Here is a 21,469-nt window from a genome sequence, read left to right on the forward strand (position 1 = left end):
TGACATTGGATGTTATAGGTGGTTTCTGTTAGATTCCGCCAAAATATCTTGATAAAAGCGAGTTGAGTCACAAGCGATGAGTCCGTTAAAGAAAAAAACACCAGCGAAGCCTTCCGCTGGCAAGCAAAAAAGAAAAAGTCGCGCAGAGCTGGATGCAGAAGGGCGCGAACGTAAACGCCAGAAAAAACGCCGTGGTAACCAGACAGGCAGCCGTAGTAACGGTGATGGCAGAGATAAAAAACGTTCAGCAGGCAATCAGGAAAAAGATCCGCGTATTGGCAGTAAAGTTCCGGTTCCTCTGGTCATTGGCGAAAAAGAAACGCCGATGAAACCAGTCACTAAGCCTGTTGAGGAGAAACAAGAGCTTCGTTTGTCCCCGCAGGAAGAACTGGCAATGCTGGAAAATGACGAGCGTCTGGATGATTTGTTAGAGCGTCTTGAGCAGGGCGAGAAACTGTCTAAGGAAGACAATGCCTATGTTGATAATACACTCGACCGGATTGACGTTCTGATGGAAGAATTGGGTATCAATCCAGAAGATGATGACAGCGATGACAGCGAAGAAGAGGAGCGGCAGGAAGATATCATGTCGTTGTTGAAGGGTAAATAATTCCTGCTTCAATGAATTGTGATTGTAAAAGGCGGGTTCATCCTAATAACCATAGTATTAGTATGTTATCTATTATGGTTATTAGGGAATAGGTAAACTATGGCGGCTATCGCAACGTAAACGTTGATTGCGCAGTATCATCATGACACGACATTTCAATTCAATGAAAAAGTTGCGTTTTGATGGGTGTAAGCTGTGCAATTTCTGTGGCTGCAACAAGCTGGTTACTCGCTAAACATACAAGGCGGATTTTGCTAAATTCCGCCTGTATTCTAACCTATTCCAATTCTTTCAATTTCCGCGTTATCGTATTTCTACCCCAGCCCAATAAGCGGGCGGCTTCCTGTTTATGACCATTGGTATATTCCAGTGCACAATTAAGCAGTGTCCGCTCCAGTAATGGCAACGCATCGGAGAGAAGATCTGTTTTTCCCTCTTTTAAGGCATGTTTTGCCCATTCTGCCAACAGTTGAGACCAGCTTTCAGAGGAAACTGAGTGTGAAATAGGTAGGCTTCCTGCTTGCTCAGTTGATTGATTGCCTATCAGGTCCGAGGGAAGATCTTGTACCAGTATTTCCTTGCTGGCAGCCATCACCGTCAGCCAACGGCAGACGTTTTCCAATTGACGGACATTTCCTGACCACGGTAGACGCATCAAAGCGATTTCAGTCGCAGGATGCAGCACTTTGGCTTCAACGCCTAACTCTTTGGCTGTTTGTTGCAGAAAATGATGCGTCAGACGAGGAATATCTTCCACTCTGTCCCGCAATGGGGGTAACTGAACACGAATGACATTCAGGCGATGGTAGAGATCTTCCCGGAATCTGCCTTCTGCAACCCGTTGCTCAAGATTCTGGTGAGTGGCGGCAATGATACGAACATCCACCTTCACCGGAGCATAGCCCCCAACTCGATAGAATTGCCCTTCCGCCAGTACCCGCAGTAAGCGAGTCTGGATATCCAGCGGCATATCGCCAATTTCATCCAAAAACAGCGAGCCGCCATTGGCTTGTTCAAAACGCCCTTGACGAACCTGGTTTGCTCCCGTAAAAGCCCCTTTCTCATGACCAAACAGCTCAGATTCAATCAAATCTTTTGGAATTGCTGCCATATTCAAGGCAATAAACGGTGCACAAGCGCGTGGGCTATGACGGTGAAGAGCATGAGCGACCAGTTCTTTTCCCGTGCCAGACTCCCCATTAATCAATACGCTGATAGAAGAACGGGAGAGGCGACCGATAATCCGGTATACGTCCTGCATGGCTGGTGCTTCACCGATCATGTCTGAAACAGATCCAGCCACTTGCGGATGGGAGGAAGATTGATGCTGTTCGCGATAGTGGCTCAGTGCCCGCTCAACCAGTGCAACGGTTTCATCAATATCGAAGGGTTTTGGCAGATAATCGTATGCACCGTGTTGATAAGCACTAACGGCGGCATCTAAATCAGAATGAGCGGTCATAATGATGACCGGAAGTTGTGGATGACTCTGTCTGATCTGATTGAGTAGGCTCAGCCCATCCAGCCCGGGCATACGGATATCTGAAAGCAGAACTTCAGGGCTGCCCTGTGACAGTCCAGTCAGTACAGCATCAGCATCTTCAAAACTGGTGCATTCCATTCCTGCACCACCCAGTGCCCGTTCAAGTACCCAACGGATAGAACTGTCATCATCAACGATCCAGACTTTACCTCGTTGCATTGTCTCCCTCTACTTTTTGATCAGTTTGATCAGTCATTTCTTGATAGGCAGGTAAATGGAAAATTCCGTATGCCCCGGCCAACTGGTGAATTCGATTTTTCCGGCATGCTGAGTAATAAGATTACGGGCGATGGATAACCCAAGCCCAGTTCCACTTTCATGCCCACTGATCATGGGGTAAAAAAGTGTGTCCTGAATATTGGGTGGGATGCCAGGCCCATTGTCTTCAACATCAATTCTGGCAGCCAGACGGTAACGTTCACTTTGTAAGGTAACCTGAAATGCTGTTCTTGTCCTCAGAGTAATCGTACCGGCTTTTTCGCCCAGAGCTTGCAGGGCATTGCGAGTAATATTCAGTAATACCTGCTCAATTTGGTCAGGATAGTGGGCTAACTCAGGCAGGCTGGGATCATAATCTTTGATCAGCGTGACATTGGCAGGCATTTCCAATGAAACTAATTGATAAACACGCTCGACCACCTGATGGATGCTCTGTCGGGTTTGGGTTCCGGGATGCTGTGGTCCCAGCAACCTATCAACAAGAACACGTAGTCTGTCAGCCTGTTCAATGATCACTTGAGTATATTCCCGCAAATATGGTTCTGGCAGTGCCTTGGCGAGCAGTTGTGCGGCTCCTCGTAACCCGCCAAGGGGATTTTTGATTTCATGTGCCAGCCCCCGAACCAATTCCCGCGCAGCTGCCTGCTGTGCTTGTTGAATCTGCTCTTGGCTTAAACGTCGCTGGCTATCCATAGGTGCTAGTTCCAGCAGAATAAACTGTTCGGAAATTGGTTGGGCACTGAGCGACATCACGTGAGAGTGATTATTAATCACCAACATAACTTCGTTATCGGTAAAGCCATGGCCGCTTATCAAACTAGAACGCATCAATTCTGTATCCAATGAGATATAGCTAAACAGAATTGGAAGAGGCGTGCCGAATAACTTACGTGAACTTTGTGCCAGAAGTTGCATTGCGGAATGATTGGTGTAACGGATAATCAAATCATTATCCAGCACTAAGACACTGTTTATCTGTGAGTCGAGAATCTGTTCTGCATCGGGCAAATCAACCATTGTCATTCAATCTCTGCACTTTTTTGGTGCATTGTAGCCTATTTAGGCATAACTCGATGTGCCTTCTGTTAAGAATGTATTTTGGCTCCTTCGGAACAAGAGTCATTACGCACAATGTGAACCTGCTTATATGCACCGGAAAAGAACCCATCCGAAGATGGGCTAAAGTTTTACGGCAACAAAAAATGAATCACAATAATATTATCAAGCTCAATATTCAGCATTACACACTGTAATACAGTTCAAACTCCAGAGGATGTGGAGCCATACGGACGCGTTCAATTTCACCTTGTAATAAATTGAGATAAGCATCAATTCCATCATTGGTGAAAACACCACTGCGCGTCAGGAATTCGCGATCTGCATCCAATGCAGCTAAAGCCTCTTCTAAAGAAGAAGCCACAGTTGGGATTTCTTGTGCTTCTTCCGCAGGCAGGTCATACAAGTTTTTATCCATTGCATCACCCGGATGGATTTTATTGATGATGCCATCAAGGCCAGCCATCAGCAGGGCGGAAAAAGCCAGGTAAGGATTCGCTGCCGGATCAGGAAAACGCACTTCAATACGGCGGGCTTTAGTGCTGGCTACAACCGGAATACGGATAGAAGCAGAGCGGTTACGGGCAGAATAAGCCAGCATAACCGGAGCTTCAAAGCCGGGTACCAGGCGTTTGTAAGAGTTAGTGGTTGGATTCGTGAAGGCATTCAATGCGCGGGCATGTTTGATAATACCGCCGATATAGTACAGCGCCATCTCAGACAGACCACCGTATTTATCACCTGCAAACAGGTTAGTGCCATCTTTGGATAGTGACATATGGCAGTGCATCCCAGAACCGTTATCACCGACTAATGGTTTTGGCATAAATGTGGCAGTCTTACCATATTTATGGGCAACATTATGAACCACATACTTATAAGTTTGGGTTTCATCTGCTTTTTTGGTCATGGTATTAAAACGGGTAGCAACTTCGTTTTGTCCGGCTGTTGCAACTTCATGATGGTGTGCTTCAACCACCAAACCCATTTTTTCCATTGTCAGACACATGGATGAACGTAGGTCTTGAGAGGAATCTACTGGCGGAACAGGGAAATAGCCACCTTTTATGCCGGGACGATGGCCTTTGTTACCGCTTTCATAACGTGTGCCGCTGTTCCATGCTGCCTCAGTATCATCAATATGGTAGTAAGAACCAGAGATGGAATTCCCGAAACGGATATCATCGAACAGGAAAAATTCGGGTTCTGGTCCAAATAAAACGGTGTCTGCGATGCCGCTCGCACGCAGGAAATTTTCCGCGCGTTTGGCGATAGAACGGGGATCGCGATCATAACCTTGCATTGTTCCCGGTTCCAGAATATCGCAGCGTATAATGAGCGTGGCATCATTAAAGAAAGGATCCATCATTGCAGTGCTCGGGTCTGGCATTAACACCATATCGGACTCATTGATACCTTTCCAGCCACCTATAGATGAACCGTCAAACATTTTTCCATCTTCGAAGAAATCGTTATCAACTTGATGGGCAGGGATAGTGATATGTTGTTCTTTACCTCTGGTATCAGTAAAACGTAAGTCAATAAACTTCACCTGATGTTCTTCAATTATGGACAAAACATGTTCAACGGACATACTGAATTCTCCTGGTTTGCATCGGTCAGATAAAACTGTGCAAGAAAGCTGCTGTTTTATCCAGGGCGATTGTGTATCTCTGTACAGTCAATTTTTGCTAAATTACTCATGCAAAGATTAATGCGAAAAGCGTGCCAACTTTTAAAAAGTCTTTAATATCAGAGTATGATTTTTTGGCGGATAAGAGAATGAATAGAATAAAGGCACAGTTTCTAAATATTTTGCACTGTATTGGTGATTTTTAGCTACGAGCCGCGCACTTAAATGGTGCGGTAGAAGGTAATAAGTAATTTGTCTATACCCCATGAATTCACTAAATAACATATGATGAATACCATCTCTATAAGAGGCGGTATTCATTTAAGAACAAATTGAATAATCAGCTAATATTAGTGAGAATTAGTGCATTAATTTGCAATATATGTTGAATAGCTAATCTGATTATCGATATTTGCTTCGCTGTTATTTCCGCCACCTGAATCATATCCCCAGGTAACGACCCTTTTATCCGCTGTCAGGGCTGCAAATGCTCTTCCTGTCGCGTAGATAGCCCTTACATTTATCAATTGATCTTTGACATTTGTACAATCACCACCAAAATCGCTATCTCCCCAAGCGGTTACTGTACCATTTTTGTGTAATGCAGCACATGCATTTGCTGTACACGTTACCTGAACAATATTCTCATTATATTCGCTGGGTGGCGTATACTTAGGGGGTGTATTTATATTGTAATTATGGGATATCTGGGCTTTATAGGATTGTGTCCTAAACATGACACATTCGAAATTACCAGATATATCTGTGATATTATCGTATGTCTTGATGAAGTCGAAAGGTGGATGTGGTGGTACATTCAGAGTCATCGTCAACTTATTGTCAGTACCCAGAATTGATCTACCTCGCACGTTCTCAATAATATTCAGCTCACTTGTACCATCTAAGATATTCCACTCAGAAGGATTAACTGATTGAATGGCTGAATCTCCGGGTACTGGATAGATAGCACCAAATTTAGGAGGAATAGGCGCTGCGAATGTTAAAAGCTCTGCTGTACCATCCTTATGGATAAACGTGAAATAACACCCAGCAGGTACAATTGCACGAGGGGAACTGTAGTCTCGATCTAGTATGATTGAATATGAATATTCTAACCAACCGTTAGGAACCTCATTATTCATTCTGAGCCATGCTGAATGCTGAGTTTCAGTATTAAAGCCAAAGACAGCATCATCATTTCCGACAAGGATAGTCTTTTCAGCAGGTCCCAGATTCAATAGCGGCTGTTGCTCTAATCCCATGCCCCATATATCAATATTACCATCCTCTGTCATGGCCAGGACATTCAGACCGCCCATTGTAAGATCAATGTATTTTTTAGATTGAGATTGTTGTGGTGGTGACATGTGCATCGACGTTGTTGTAGACCAGAGTGTTATGCTTCCATCGTTATGTAAGGCTCCATAACCGTATCCAGATGCTACTACTTTTTTCACATTCGAGTCGGTCAGGCCACCAGTTGTCACTCGTGGCTCCCTCTCTATTGCTCCCCAGGCGTATAGTTTTCCAGAATCAGTTAATGCGGCGAAACTAGATGCAAAAGATTCTGGAACACCGACTGGTTTACCTGAAGGAGTCTCTTCAAAAGGGTTATCACGGGCTGCTGTACCACCATTACCAAAAATATTAATGGGGTTTATTATATGCATATATTTCCCACTGGGAAGAGAAGTAACGACTATTGGTATATCTGGTGCATTATCATAGAAATGATCACTTATAGTTGCGTTATAATTTTTATCATTATATTGCCAACTTACGTTGGCTTTTGGAGTATCCCTATATTGCCAAATAACTGACATGGGATTCCCCTCCTCATCCCACGCAGTCAAGCACTGTGGCCCAAAGAGACCGTTAGCCGAAGTGTAAAGAATGGAGCGTGCACCCATGACGATAAAAGGTTTTTCTGTTTTTTTAGGGGGTTGGATAGCATTACCACTTATTACTGTGAGAGATAGAGAGTCCGAGCGTCTGGTACCACCGTGGAAAATATGATCAGCTGTATAAAACACTTGATAGGGAGAGCCATCAGGGCTATCTGGAATTTGTGCTATAGGATATTCAGCAACTTGAAACGGGTCAGGTAAATTATCCGGATCATCATCAATATGAAATGGATGTTTATCGTTCATGAAATGTAAAGTAATGGTATCCCCTTTTGATATATCCTCATATTTTTTTACGTATATTTTAACGGAATCTTTTACTTTAGATTTATCTAATACTCTATTTGATGCTTGTAAAATGATGGGAGCTGACAAGGCACTCATAATTTATTCCTCTAATAATGGTTTATTACATGAAATATGGTTTAATTAATTTAAAAACTAATAAAAATAATCTATCAATATGAGTGATAAAGTTTATTGATAATGAAAAATATAATATGATCAAATAATTTTTTTACACAAATTAAAAAGCATATTCATATAGATAATAAATCAGTAAAACGTCAAGTAAAAAGATAATTTAAGCTATTATAGCTTAGTTGTCGTTATACACTTCTGAACAATCAATTAGAGAGCCTGTAAGAGCAGTGGTAATCCTTCCTTTCCAACTTGTTGCATGAGGGCTAGTAATATTGTCCAGAACGTAATAATCAAACTGAAGTAAGCCAGTATGACAGTTTTTATACATGGAACAACCCGTTAATAAGTCATATGGAATGCCTATAGTCGCAACTGCTGTTGTACCATCTGGTCCCGGTTTTGTAGGCATATGCGTGTCTATGTTCTTCGTAAAATTTCTATGCTTTGCATTTACCGTTATTACTAATCTTATATTTGCTCCCAATGGCGGTTTTGTTATGTCAGTTATATCATTAGTTCCTGTAATTTCAACTGTTAGTCCATTACCGTTGTTATTTTTATAATTGGATATAGTTTTACAGGTAACAACATTATTATCTTTGATATCAACACAATCTGTATTACCAAAGTCATCTATAATATTACTGGAATTATCGGTACCAAAACTAGAATAAACAACGCATTTATCATAATAAGTTGGTTCTGGCCATGGTTTACCGGTATATGTTAAGGTCAGAGGCCTTGAAAATAAAACCCAGCTACTTTGGGAAGTTACCCTATAAGTAAATTGACAAGATACACCAGTTTCGTTTTCAAACATCTCATAAGGTAATGATATAAAATAATTTCCAAGTTTACTTGTATCTTGAAGAGGATAATCGTAAATAGTAGGCTGATTATTTATAAAGAAACTTATATCATCACCAGGTTCTGAATTTTTATACTGTGGGATCTTTACCAAAAATGATTGTGCTCCATGTGTGGTTAATTGTCCTTCATCCTTAAATCCTTCAATTGATGGAGGGTCTAATAGGTCATGTGGATCATCAGGTCTAGTAGGAACAACATTTAATGATTTGTTTGCATCAATTCCTTCGGCGACACCAAAAATGCTAGAATAGAAATTAGTTGTTAGTAGGTTTTTTTCCTGAGCATATACATAAAAGATAATTCTACCACTTTCATCTGAGTTTAAGAAAATTCCTTTCATATTATCAGATTTATATAATTCTATCTTGGTACTATTATCATATTTATAGAAATCCAATTTTTCTATATCTGAGGAGTTGCCTGTATATATAAACACAGACACTTTTGGCAAAAATATTCCTTGGTTATCTTTGATTCTTGCCATCACTTTAGTTTGTGATTTACCATCATTTTCACCAGGAGGACTATTAGGACCAATTGGAACATCTAAATAATTTTTGTCAAAATAGATTGTCAATGAATTTGGATCTAATGTTTTGGCTGTACAATTTATTGTAGGATAATGAAAATCAGTATCATTTGATATAACTAAGTCAAAAGAAATATTATCACCACTATTAAGGCTGGATGAAATATATACTGTTAACGTAAATAAACCAGCTGTTATGTCTATAAGAGAAGAACTTATAAGTGATACACCTATACTATTTGCTATGGTAATAGTTGTATCTTCTGATATTTGTCTATCAGAATTTAGTGTAACAGTAAATATAAGCTGCTGCCCTATAATAACATTAGGGTTTTGTTCAAGTGAAATGGATACGCTATTAGACATTATATTTCCTTTATAAAATAGATGTTTCAATCTCTCGGGATTTATACCCAATGGATTTCAAGTTGCATCGCGACGGCAAGAGAGCAAATCCCCGGGAGCATAGATAACTATGTGACCGGGGTGAGCGAGCGCAGCCAACAAAGAGGCAGCTTGAAAGACGAAGTGTATAATATCCCATGGCTTGACATGGGATGTTTATTCGGATAACTATATAGACTTGGTATCTATTTTAGCGAACCAAATGTTTCCATATGAGACATTAACATCATTATCAGAACCAATTTGATAATCTAAGTAAATTAAACCATTTGGATTATTTGTTATATATTCACTAGGAATTGGAATTATTAATTCTGCTGTATTATTAGTCCCAATTGGCATTTGTTTATTTTTAAAATACTTGGTTGTTTTTTTCTCTTGTGAATTAATATATAAATTTAATGTTATCTTGGAGCCAAATGGTACCAGAGAGGTATTTGTAGAATCATCTAATCCTCCTATTATTTTCACAAATAATCCATATTCCCCATATTGTCCAAATTTTCCGCTGTTTCCAGAAATAGTAGCGTCAGTGATCCAATCATTTTGTCGAACAATATTTTCAGGTGAAGGACCTCCGGAATTATAAACTGTGCAGGCGTCATATATTCTATCTACATCAGTCCATGGTTGATTGTGTGGGTTTCCGTGATAAGTAAAAGTTAATGATCTGGATTTATAATCACTTATGTCTCCTGACCGATTAATAACAACGAAATAAAAATTTGATAATTTACCGACATCAAAAATCTCATAGGGTAAACTAAAATAACCATTTGTGTCTCTGCTGTTTATGATATGAATGGCATGTGTAGAATAGTGGTCATTCACAAAGAATAAAATAGAATCATCGGGTTGAGGGTTATCATAATTGACATTAACTTGAAATTTGCTTTTCCCATCTGATTTCAAATTTATTTCAGAAAGATTAGGTATAGTGGGTTCTGGATATTTTTCTATCAGCTCATCCAATGTTTTATTGACAATGTAAATATCATGATTTGCGGGAATTTCTTCTTGAGTGCCTAACACTTTTGCAAATAATTTGAAGACAAGTCCCCGTGATTTATTAGGATGTATGAAAAATACAATATTACCACCTGGGGCTGATGTAATAAAAAACCCCTTTTCACCATTTTCTGATGTGATATTAATTTCTGTATTATTATTACTTTCATATACTATAACTTGTTCCCAAGTATCATCTAAACGCGTAGAAACAAAAATTTTACTCCCCACTAAAGGTTTTCCATAGATATCTCTCACTATTGTTGAAACTTTGGTATATATATTTTTTGGATACGTGCTAGAGAATGATGGGACTGACAAAAAAGGAGTCTCAACATTCAAAATTAATGAACTTAGGTTTATAGGTTCTTTAGAAAACTGATTCATAGATTACCTCGATTATTTTGGAGTGATAAAGATAAATTATGACATATAAAATATAATGTTAATTATATCTATACCCTTCGTCTTTCAAGTTGCTGCTTTGTTGGCTACGCTCATTCACCCCAGTCACATAGTTAGCTATGCTCCCGGGGATTAATGAAAGGCTCCTGCCTTTCACCGGGGGTCAGCCTTTGGCTGGGCAAATTCGTTCCCGACGAATTTGTCATTCCCTTGCCGCCTCGCTGCATCTTGAAATCCATTGGGTATATGTTTATATATTTAAAATAAAAAATTTGTAAATATTGTAATGTTAATTTTATTTTCACAATTTAAATTAATAATTTATTTTTGTATAATGAAAAAAAGTTATCAGCGATGTTACATTTTATAGGGTGAATGAAAATTAAATTTTTCTAAAATGTCTGATAATGTAAATATTATTATGAATATAAAAATCAATAACATATAATATTATATTGACTAATTACCAAGATCATTATCTAGGGATGGTTTCAATTTTTGCTGACCAAATCTTACTATAAAAATTCTTTCCATTATGTTTAAACTCGTATGTAAGCGAGATATTTCCATCAGTCCAATCATCGATTGGTTTAATATTATAGAGATCTACTTTAGGAATATTAATTAGCGCATATATTTTATTATCGTTTTGTAGCTTAACTTCAACAGGATCGTATGATTTTATCCTATTAATATTTTTTGAGTTAATGTAAGCAGTTAATGTTACTTGAGTACCTACGGGTACCTTATCTTTATCTGTACTAGGGTTATCAGTTCCTAAAATTTGAATATATAACCCATCTCCTGGGCTACCAGGATAATATTCTATAGAAGTTAAGTTCACTAGACTATTATTGTCTATTATCTGATTTCCCGGAATACCGAGACTTGTATAAACAATACAGGTTTGATGATCCCTTGGAACATTATCGTCAGGGCTATAGGGTGTTCCCCCCATATAAGTGAGTGGCAGGGGGGCTGAAGTTAGTGAATCTCCTGATATTCTAACAATAACATAAGAAAATTGAGATTCAATCCCATAAGTAAATATTTGATAAGGTACATTGAAATTAGGAATTCCTAATTCTTGTTGGGGATTTTGAATCACTTTGTTCTGGCCTGAATATTGTGGTTGACCTTTTTCTGTCGCAACAAAAAAGAATACCATATCGCCTGGAAGTGCTTTGTAATAGGGATATATTGTAACGAGAAAATCTGTCTCTCCATCATTAGAAATAAAATACCCGGGAGGGGAATAGCCTGAAATATATGGTGCTGATGTATAATGAGTGGAGTCAGAAGGAGGGCCGCCATAAATAGCATAAATTGGGGGAGCATATCCTTGAACAAAAATGCCAGAAATATAATTAACTAACTGTATTCTTCCTGATAATGATTCTAACGCATGGACATAAAAAGAGATTTTCCCAGTAGTTGAATCTGAATTCATAGTAAACCCTTTTCGATGCTCAAATGAAATAATAGGAAATGGTATTTTTCCTTTACTATCATAAGAATAAAAAAATAGTTTTATTTGGCTTTGTTGCATTGAAAATATAAATATTGGCACATCAGACAACGGTAATTTATTTGTTTCATCCGTGATAGTTGCATGTACTTTAGTGGTGTCATCAGTTATCGAAGCAATATGATCTGGATTAGGATAGGGTGATTTTAAATACGTATTGTCAACTATGAGTTTTAAGGAATTTGGATTAATATCTTTAGCTGTTCGTTTGTAGTTTCGAACCTCGAAACTGTCAATATTTGAATTAATATTAAATGTAATATTTTCACCATATTGTGTGTTTTTGTTAATGAAAAATATAATAGTGACTTCAGCAAATAACCCATCCTGTTGTACTTTAAAAGGGATATGAATAGATGTATCTATTTGATTTTGTTCTTGGTTTGAAATGCTAATATTTTTTGATATATTTTCAATTGAAATATATGCGCCTTTAACTATCGGATCTTTTGTAGTTACAGTAATAATAAGAGGAAATGATTGGCCTATTATTAAATCACCAACTTTTTTTAAAGAATATTTTATATTTGGTATGTTTTCTTTAGACATGTTAGCCTCATTTTTATTAATATAATATGGGTATTCAGGGTTATCGCTTAAGTGATAATCTGAATATATTAATTACCATTGTTAGGATTATTTGCTGGAACAGTTCCAATTTCTGCTGACCAAATTTTACTATATGATTTTTTTCCGTTAGATGTGAATTCATAAGTTAATTGAATAGTTCCTAGTCTTCTATCATATGGTTCAACATCATAGAGATCTTTTTTACGAATATTAATCACACCATAAATACCATCAGAGTATTCTTTTATAGTACCACTATATGGTTTCTTTCCATTGACATTCGATGAGTTAATATATGAAGTTAAGGTTACTTGCGTACCTATTGGTACTTGATCTTTATCAACACTAGGATTTTTAGTGCCTAAGATCTGAATAAACAATCCATCATTTTTATTACCCGGATAATTAATTATAGCATCTAAGTTAACTATACCGTCGTTGTCTATAACTTTACCCTGAGAAATCCCTAGGCTTGTATAAACAATACAGCGTTGATAAGTCCTCGAAACACTATCGCCAGGGCTATAGGGTGTTCCCCCCATATAAGTGAGTGGCAGGGAAACAGAGGTTATTGAGTCTCCTGTTGTTCTAACGATGACATAAGAAAATTGAGATTCAACTCCATAGGTAAATATTTGATAAGGTACATAAAAATTAGGAATACCTAATTCAGTTTTGGGATTGTTAATAGTTCTATTTTGGCCTGAATATTGTGGTTGACCTTTGCCTGTCGCAACAAGAAAGAATACGGTATCACCTGGAAGAGGGTTGCTATATGGATATATTGTAACGAGAAAATCTGTTTCTCCATCATCAGAAGTCAAACTCCCGATAGGATCATAACCAGAAATGCCTGGTGCCCATGTAGAGTGAGTGTCATCAGAAGGAGGGCCGCCATAAATGGCATAAATGGGATGAGCATATCCTTGAGTAAAAATGCCAACAATTGAAGCAAGTAGCTGTACTTTCCCTGATAATGATACTTGTGCATGAACATAAAAATCTATTTCCCCATTTTGGAGTGTTTTTATTGTTAACCCCTCTCTACCATTAAATAAATTAATGGGAATTGTCGAAGAGCCTGCAGAGTCATTAGAATAAGAAAAAATTTTTAGCTGGCCTGGTTGCGTTGATGTTATAAATATTGGTATATCAGATAACGGAGATTTATTTGTATTGTCAGTTATGATTCCATGAACTTTAGTAGTAGCATCAGTTGTTGTAGCAACGTGAATAGAGTCAGGGTAAGGTGACTGCAAATACGTATTATCAACTATGAGTTTTAATGAAGTTGGATCAATATCTTTGGCTTTGCGTTTATATGTAACAGATTGATAATTAGTAATATTTGAACTAAGTGTAAATGTAATGTCTTCATCATATTTTGTGCTTTGGCTAACCCGAAATAAAATAGTAGTTTCAGCAGATGTTTTTTGGTCATTACCAGATGATAAAGGTATATGAATAGATTGTCCGAACTTAGTTTTTTCTGGGTTTAAGATAGTAAGGTTGCTTGATACAGCATCAATTGTAATATATGCAAAATCAACTATTGGATCTTGTTTAGTTACTTTAATAGTCAGTGGAAATTCTTGACCTATTATTAAATCCCCCTTTAGATTTAAAGAATATTCTACGGTTGGTTTATCTGTTGTCGGTGGTTTGTGATCTACCATGATTATTTATAACCTCATATGTAAAGTGCCTGATTTTTTTATAAGTAGATTGGCATAAATTATTTATAGGCTTTATTAAAGCAAGGTGATTGTAATTTCATTAAATTATATATTTCGTGTTCCTTTAAGTTTTTAATAAGAGTTGATTTGTATTTATACGATAATGTTTTTGAACGAAGAAAGGTAATGAAAAATAGTAATCACATAATAAAATATTATGTAAAAGTAATTATCAAGTATGCTTATTGAAAATAATAAATATTTATCTAATAAATCAATAATAATTAGATAATTTTACATTGGTTTTTTACTAAACCAAATAAATAAGTTAATATTTAATTCAAGTGTTCATAGGTGAGTAAACAGGTTGCTTCAATGGGTTTTTTTATTCTATCTAGATAAATTTTTATCAAAATAATAACCATTTAAAATAATAGAGTCAGATCAATAAATAACCCGAATTTCGTTTAAACCGTCACTGGAACATCTTCTTCTGAGTAGAAAATTTTCAGTGATGGTTTCTTCCATTTTAGGCAGTAGGCAATCACACCGCCTAAAACGGTCAACAGAAATCCTGTTATACTTCGGTGGCGAGAATGCTCTATTTGAGAAATTTCTTTTAATTGACCATTAATGGTTTCAATGATAAAACGCTTTAATAACATCACCCTATCCCACTCTTCCTGCGCCTTCGCTTTCATGTTACGGCGTTTTTTCGTGATGAAAGTGACACCCGTTCGCGCTAAATCGTCCGCCAGTTCCCGGCTAAGATAGCCTTTGTCACCATAAAGAGAACCCGTTAATTCTTTTACTAATTCGCGGACAGGTTCCCGATCATCCACATTACCGGCGGTGACTTTGAGTACCAAAATTTCACCCTGATGGTTAACAATCAAGTGTAATTTGAAACCGTAAAACCAGCCCATTGAGGTTTTTCCTCGCTGTGCTACCCTCTCAAATACCTTATGCTGGGGGATACGGATGTTATGACACACGCGTAAACTCGTGGAATCAATAAAAGCAATTCCCGTGGGTTTTCCTTTTAATTGAGTCAGATAACTGCACAAGGGAACCAAGACGGAAGGCGCGACACTAACAAAACGGGTATAACTGAGCAAGGTTGGAAAATCGTCATGATGATATTTCCAAATATGATCCAGATAAAAATGTTTAAAATTACGGTAATGCGACATGTGAAAGAGGATCAAAATAGTCATAATTTCACTGTGATACATGTGACCTTGCCTGAGCCGCAGGCGATACCCGCTGTCGAGACAAAATCGCGCCCATTGAGGAATGAAAAAACGACAAAAGTCATCGACATCGCAGAAAATTTCAACTAATTTATTCATTGCCTGTTCCTCCCCAGAGCGGTTTTTGGTGTGCACCAAAACTTTGCTCTTGGAACAGGCACTTCGTCAATTCCTTATCCAGAATTCAGGTTAATTAATGAGGAGACATATTACTGCATACTAATAGCCCTTTTGCAGAAGGTGAATTATCAACTGTATCTGTAAGTGAGTTATATATTACAAAACCAGCTTGACCGTCACCATCAGGATGAAGCTTAATTTTCAAGTTATCCTTTGATACTTCATCATCATCCCCAAATAAACCCCAATTATAGAGGTTTTTAAATTCATCATGCACTGCGGTTTTACTCTGGTTGGATTTAAAATCTCTTACGGAATAAGATAGGCGAGGGTCTAAATTAAGATTTTCACATGTCAAGTTATATTCATCAGCCGAATAGTAGGGTCCTATTCTTGGAAATCTATCGTAAATTATAGGTCTTCCAGTCGTTAATTTGTATTCGTATAATTCAATGACTCCATTTAAATTATTAACAAATGCTTGTATTATTCCTGTGCCGTTTGAATTAAAAGATATAGGGCCTTTATTATTTACACCTAAACTAACCATATTCATGGGAGTTTGATCGTTTATAGGTATAAATTTATAAGTGAGTCCTGGTGTATATAAATCCTCATTTGGTTTTTTTTCTGACCTTAATTTTGCGACTAAAGTTAGAAAGTAGTTATAAGGATGTGGTGAGTGAAATATTTTATTCCCTAGACTTTCATTATTTATATTATAGGCATACATTACTGCTTGTTGTAAGACAGGTGCAAAACTCACTAAGTTATTAGTATTTGTTTCAGCAGTGACATCTCCTTCTTCTGTTGTATGGATTGTCAAGGTAACTTTCACATCATTAACGCCTACAAGACTCTTAAGTGTTGCATATAGATATCCTTTGTCATCTGTTTCAAATAAACCATCTTTGAGCTTGGGTTCAGGTACCGGAAGTTCATTAGTGTCAATCTGGTTATGATCATGGCTCCACTTTACTTCACTGAATGAATGATGAATTAGGGCTGAGCCTGTATTTTTGTTAATAATTTTCGCTCTGTATAGATATTTACCTTCCCCATTACCAAGTAGTTTTTGTGAGGGATTAAAAGGGCCTTCGGTACCATTATTATCAACACCGTAGACTTCGACATTTTGAATCTCAAAGGGGACAAATGGAGCTTTAAAGTTTACTGGGGTTGCACAGTTCCCTGGCGATGAAGGGTCACCAGCCGCAGGTGCACCAACAACATTTAAACAAACTTCGATACCTTGAACCGCAGGTTTACCCGCGTCGCTTTTCAATGTCGATTTTAATTCCCCGCCAGAGACTGAATCTGCTTCAGCGGGGGTCAAAGAAAGCCCTGCCGCTGTTGGATCAGTCGGTTTAGTGATTTCCCACTTAAATTTAAATCCTGAGCCGCTATAGTCGCTTTTACCATCATCACCGACTATTTTCGCCGTGAAATCATACTCTCCACCAGGAAGAACTGTGCCATTCGGTGGATTTAATTTTATTTCCTTAACGGTCGGCCATTTGAATTCAACTTCTACAGGTTGGGATTTTATTCCATCTACAGAAGCTGTTACGGTAACCGTCTGAGCCTGAGAGCTTGTTAATGTTGTGGTCGCTCCTCCCTGACCATTTGTTGTACTTGTTGGATTAGTTTTTATCGCATTCTGATTAGGCGCTTTTATTGTCCAGTTGACGGTTTTACCTATCTCTGGTTGACCAGTCGCATCACTGACTTTGACTGAAAGAGTATATATTTCATTCACGAGTATCGGGCTGGGAGGATCAACAGTTATCGCAGATATTTTTTCTGGTTCAAAAGATACGGCATATTTTTGATCTATCTCAACGGGTTGTTTTTTCTCAATAGCGAGCGAAGCCAGTAAATCTTTTATAGGCTTGTGAGCTGCCAACTGTGCCGTTAATTGACCATCGTTACCTGTTTTGACCGAACCGTGTTGGGGATTAAAAATCAACCTATTATCATGACTCACATCTTGACCATGTTGTGTGATTTTCCACTCCACATTACTAAGTTCCGTATCCTTGACTAAATTGTCGTTGGCATCTTTAATCACTGCCTTATAGGTGAATTTTGGGTTACTGTCAGCGGTTGCTGTTAAAGGTAAGGGGTTATCTGGAGAGATATCTATTTTCTTAACCTGATAAGTTTTGGGATCCGGAATAAAGGCAAAGGCAGGTGATTTGGCCTTAATTTGATTTTCAAATGAAAGTTGTACCGTGAGTCCATCCAAGGCCTCTGTACTTTTTAATGTTGCTTGTAATGTTCCATCGTCTTTTGTTGTTGCTTTGTCATCCGGTGCACTAGGTTTACTAAAAGTAAATTTATGATTATCCGTGACATCTTTAGTTTCATTTTGCATGATGTGCCACTTCACATTTTTAATGTCCTGGTTCCCAAGAGGCTTGTTATCAATACTATCGATGACAGTCGCTGTAAAGGTATAGGAAGCCTCACCATTGGCGGGTAAAGGACTGCCAGGCTCCATATCCAGCTTTCCTCCTTTAATACGGATAGTTGAGGAATCTATAATGAAGGAAACCAGCTGGTTTGCATCAACATTCTTGTGGTTTTCAATGGAGAGCGAAACCAGTAAATTTTCTCTGGGTTCGTGACTCGCTAACTGTGCGGTTAGTTTTCCATCTTTATCTGTTTTGACGGTTCCGGTTTGGGGATGAAAAACCAGCTGCTTATCGCCACTCATATCCTTACCATTGGATGTGATTTTCCATTTTACTTGGTTAATTTCTTTATTCTTTAACACATTGCCATCACCATCCAAAACCACTGCGGTATAGGTAAATGTATCGAGTCCATTAGCAGTCATGGGCTTTTGTGGATCGACAATAAGCTCTTTTATCTTGTACTTTGAGGGATCTGCAGTAAAGGAAACCTGTTCTGTATTAAAGGGAGGTTGCTTTTCAATAGTGAGTGAAACCCGAACATCGCCGATAAACGTTTTGCTTGCCAACGTTGCTTTTAATTGCCCGCTACCATCTGTTTTGAAGATATCTCCTTCTTTGATAGGCACAAGAATCAGCCCGTTATCCTCTTTCTGATTAGTACTCCATGCCGCATTTTTGATTTCTGCATCGGTCACGGCCCGATGGTTATTATTGATATCCACAATCGTGGCCGTGTAATGGAATTGGCTGCGACCGTCAGCCGTTAATGTCCCGGTTGGGGTGACGGTGATATCCTTAACACGGTAACCGGCAATATCCGCAATAAAGGAAACGGGATAGGGGGCTTTAATGGTGGGTGCGTCATCTTTAATGGAAAGTGAAACCTGTAAATCTTTTATCTCTTTATGGCTGGCGAGCGTTGCCGTTAATTCTCCTGATTCATTTGTTGTATCACCCAGAGGCTTAAAAATAAGATTTTGGTTCTGGCTCTCATCTGTGCCGTTTTGTTTAATAAACCATTTCACCTGAGAAATTTTCGTTTTCTTCACAGGATTATTCTGCGCATCAAAGACAGTGCCGATGAAGGTATAGTCGTCATGACCATTGGCTATCAGAGGGCTTTTTTTATTCACCGTTAACTCACCCTTAATATGATACCCCGCAGGATCATCATCAAAACTCACGGTGCCGACTTGGGTTTTCGCCATACCATCCATTTGCAGGAATACGTTCACCTCTTTCTGCGGTTTACTACTCACTAATGCGGCTTGTAATTGCCCTTTTTCGTTGGTTGTCGAGGTTGGTTCCGGTTTACCCCAACTCAGCCCTGATTCTTCACCAATCGGCGGTTCAGTTGTCCATTTAATATGGTTTAACGGGACATCCTTCGGCAACGGGATATGATTAACTGTGTCGTAAGTCATGACGGGGGTGAAAATATAGGGAGTTTTACCGTCGGCAATGACGCCTCCGTCAGGTTGAACTTCTTTTTCTTTTATCAAAAATGGCCTGACAATCACTTGCATGGAGGCATGATGAGTCTGTTGCAAATTGCTACTTTCTGATACGGTAAAATTCAGCGGATAAGTATTAATTCCCCCTGTATTCAATTGGTATTCAGGAAAGGTAATGGTCATTTTATTGCCGGCATTCAGTGAGATTTTGCCGCCATTTTTGATAAAGTCGTTATTTTGCAGCCACTCCACTTTATCGCTGGGATTGTTAGTCACGGTAGCAACCTGTTCTTCATGGCTGTATCCCGTCATCACTTCCGGCAAAGAAAATTGTAAAATGGAGCGCTTTTGGTGATCAAGGATGATTTGGTTATTTCTTTCCACCAAATCATAACGGCTGCCCGCCAATGTCCGCATGGAAGCCACACTGTCTGGCGATAACTGCACATGAAGTGGAACACCCAGTTTATAATTTAAATTCGCCAGGAATTGGGTTTCAGTATGTCCGCTTTCCCCCTGTTTATAATCAACTCCCATTGTAAAGAGCGGGATAGGGGTATAATTCAGGCCTAACGTCGCCCGGCTGGGGTTTTTCTGTTTGGTATCACGGTTGAATAAAGTAACGTTATCACCGAAGTATTGCTCATAGGCTAGTTTGGCGCCCAGATTGGGATAAGCCGGCAGGAAAAATTCGCCATTAATGTCATAACCGTTGGCAGGACGTTCATGATAATCGTGCAAATGTTGGGATTTTTTCCAATCACTTAAGCCGTAATACGCATTGGCGGAGAGCTTAATATAGTCTCCCCAGATTTCTCCTCCCATCCCCAAACGTTGGTTTTTACCCGTCAGATCATGGTCATAAAAGGTATTCAGGCCATACATCCAGTTTTGGTAAAAATAACGGCCACCCAAACCCACGTTAACGGTATTCCTGCTGTCTTTGTTACGGTAGCCAAATTGAGAAAAGAATAACCAATCGGCCTTATTGTCGTAAATGGGGAGCAACAGATCGAGAGAGGTATTCTCTAAAGTCCCTTTTTTATCCAGCCCAAAATTAATTCTGGTCGTACCAAATTGCGATAACCATTTTTGTACTTCGGAGGTAACGGTGCTGTTAAGTTTGCTCAACGCGTAGGATTTGGCTTGTTCGGTTAACTCTTTAGGCGACGAAGCAAGAATATTGCTGACTGCGTGAATATTTCTCGCGATAATATTTGGTGTGTCAGAATTTGAGGTGTCACTGTTTTTTTCTATATTGGCTTCATTGGCTTCATTGGCTTCTTTATACGTGTTCGAAATTAATAATTTATTACTTAACTCACTTACTGGAATATTTATATTATTTTCTGTGTTTATTTTCTGTGAATAGATATCATTATCCGTTAAATTACTCTCCGCAAGAGCGGTTGTTATTGTAGACGGAATCAATAATGTATAAAAAGCAATGAAATAAACAATAATTTTACTTATATATGATGACATATAAAAGTACCTCAAGATATTTTATTCGTTGACTGTTTTTTCTTTGATGTTTATCAAGAAAAAGAGACTTTCCTAATTTCACATATTAGAATGTATTGTTGTTTTTATTATGAAAAATAGTTATCGGCTGATAACCAATAGTTATTCAGTCACGCATCAAATAGTTAGTTTCCCTATAAATGAAAACATTCACGCTCTATGATCGTTCCTGTCACTTTATCGTGTATTTCTTTCGGCAGTATTTAACTTATTGAATTAATTTTAATTAGTTATCAAGATAGATAAAAACTAAGATAGTAAAAAACTAAAAAAACAGCTTGTATATTGTCGGTAATCAGAGGGTTTATATTTTTCT

11 protein-coding genes are annotated in these 21,469 nt (G+C 38.3%); 1 reads left to right on the forward strand and 10 read right to left on the reverse strand.

Going from position 1 to position 21,469, the window contains the following annotated elements:
* The first annotated feature begins 76 nt into the window (after nucleotides 1-76).
* Nucleotides 77-610 carry a Der GTPase-activating protein YihI gene (yihI, locus tag BM329_RS06250; RefSeq protein WP_092550417.1) on the forward strand — a complete coding sequence of 178 codons (534 nt, stop codon included), beginning with the start codon at nucleotides 77-79 and terminating at the stop codon, nucleotides 608-610.
* 277 nt (nucleotides 611-887) lie between these two features.
* Here the strand turns inward: yihI and glnG are convergent, their stop codons facing one another.
* The 10 genes from glnG to BM329_RS06300 form a co-directional block, all read right to left on the reverse strand.
* Nucleotides 888-2,312 carry a nitrogen regulation protein NR(I) gene (gene glnG / locus BM329_RS06255; protein WP_092550420.1) on the reverse strand — a complete coding sequence of 475 codons (1,425 nt, stop codon included), beginning with the start codon at nucleotides 2,310-2,312 and terminating at the stop codon, nucleotides 888-890.
* Between the two features lie 33 nt (nucleotides 2,313-2,345).
* Nucleotides 2,346-3,395 (reverse strand): nitrogen regulation protein NR(II), encoded by a 1,050-nt coding sequence (gene glnL, locus BM329_RS06260; protein ID WP_092550423.1) that lies wholly within the window; start codon nucleotides 3,393-3,395, stop codon nucleotides 2,346-2,348.
* 217 nt (nucleotides 3,396-3,612) lie between these two features.
* Complete coding sequence (glnA, locus tag BM329_RS06265; RefSeq protein WP_092550426.1) at nucleotides 3,613-5,022, reverse strand: glutamate--ammonia ligase; 1,410 nt, start codon at nucleotides 5,020-5,022, stop codon at nucleotides 3,613-3,615.
* 407 nt (nucleotides 5,023-5,429) lie between these two features.
* Nucleotides 5,430-7,352 carry an RCC1 domain-containing protein gene (locus BM329_RS06270; RefSeq protein ID WP_092550429.1) on the reverse strand — a complete coding sequence of 641 codons (1,923 nt, stop codon included), beginning with the start codon at nucleotides 7,350-7,352 and terminating at the stop codon, nucleotides 5,430-5,432.
* A gap of 214 nt (nucleotides 7,353-7,566) precedes the next feature.
* A complete protein-coding gene (locus BM329_RS06275; RefSeq protein ID WP_092550432.1) occupies nucleotides 7,567-9,156 on the reverse strand; it encodes a hypothetical protein in 1,590 nt (529 codons plus the stop codon).
* A 207-nt stretch (nucleotides 9,157-9,363) separates the two neighbouring features.
* Nucleotides 9,364-10,590 carry a hypothetical protein gene (locus BM329_RS06280; protein ID WP_143101214.1) on the reverse strand — a complete coding sequence of 409 codons (1,227 nt, stop codon included), beginning with the start codon at nucleotides 10,588-10,590 and terminating at the stop codon, nucleotides 9,364-9,366.
* Between the two features lie 493 nt (nucleotides 10,591-11,083).
* Nucleotides 11,084-12,685, reverse strand: coding sequence for a hypothetical protein (locus BM329_RS06285; RefSeq protein WP_092550438.1), 1,602 nt, complete (start codon nucleotides 12,683-12,685; stop codon nucleotides 11,084-11,086).
* Between the two features lie 68 nt (nucleotides 12,686-12,753).
* Complete coding sequence (locus BM329_RS06290) at nucleotides 12,754-14,382, reverse strand: hypothetical protein (RefSeq protein ID WP_092550441.1); 1,629 nt, start codon at nucleotides 14,380-14,382, stop codon at nucleotides 12,754-12,756.
* Between the two features lie 467 nt (nucleotides 14,383-14,849).
* Complete coding sequence (locus BM329_RS06295) at nucleotides 14,850-15,734, reverse strand: IS982 family transposase (protein ID WP_092550444.1); 885 nt, start codon at nucleotides 15,732-15,734, stop codon at nucleotides 14,850-14,852.
* Between the two features lie 94 nt (nucleotides 15,735-15,828).
* Entirely contained in the window at nucleotides 15,829-21,114 is a 5,286-nt protein-coding gene (locus tag BM329_RS06300) for an inverse autotransporter beta domain-containing protein (protein ID WP_092550447.1), read from the reverse strand.
* Between the last annotated feature and the right edge of the window lie 355 nt (nucleotides 21,115-21,469).

It is taken from the genome of Xenorhabdus koppenhoeferi, from assembly GCF_900116635.1.
Classification (GTDB): Bacteria; Pseudomonadota; Gammaproteobacteria; order Enterobacterales; family Enterobacteriaceae; genus Xenorhabdus; species Xenorhabdus koppenhoeferi.

Coding starts and splice junctions, on each gene's coding strand:
- BM329_RS06300 (WP_092550447.1), bottom strand. CDS start 21,114: ATGTCATCATATATAAGTAAAATTATTGTTTATTTCATTGCTTTTTAT.
- BM329_RS06280 (WP_143101214.1), bottom strand. CDS start 10,590: ATGAATCAGTTTTCTAAAGAACCTATAAACCTAAGTTCATTAATTTTG.
- BM329_RS06290 (WP_092550441.1), bottom strand. CDS start 14,382: ATGGTAGATCACAAACCACCGACAACAGATAAACCAACCGTAGAATAT.
- yihI (WP_092550417.1), top strand. CDS start 77: ATGAGTCCGTTAAAGAAAAAAACACCAGCGAAGCCTTCCGCTGGCAAG.
- glnA (WP_092550426.1), bottom strand. CDS start 5,022: ATGTCCGTTGAACATGTTTTGTCCATAATTGAAGAACATCAGGTGAAG.
- glnL (WP_092550423.1), bottom strand. CDS start 3,395: ATGACAATGGTTGATTTGCCCGATGCAGAACAGATTCTCGACTCACAG.
- BM329_RS06295 (WP_092550444.1), bottom strand. CDS start 15,734: ATGAATAAATTAGTTGAAATTTTCTGCGATGTCGATGACTTTTGTCGT.
- BM329_RS06275 (WP_092550432.1), bottom strand. CDS start 9,156: ATGTCTAATAGCGTATCCATTTCACTTGAACAAAACCCTAATGTTATT.
- BM329_RS06285 (WP_092550438.1), bottom strand. CDS start 12,685: ATGTCTAAAGAAAACATACCAAATATAAAATATTCTTTAAAAAAAGTT.
- BM329_RS06270 (WP_092550429.1), bottom strand. CDS start 7,352: ATGAGTGCCTTGTCAGCTCCCATCATTTTACAAGCATCAAATAGAGTA.
- glnG (WP_092550420.1), bottom strand. CDS start 2,312: ATGCAACGAGGTAAAGTCTGGATCGTTGATGATGACAGTTCTATCCGT.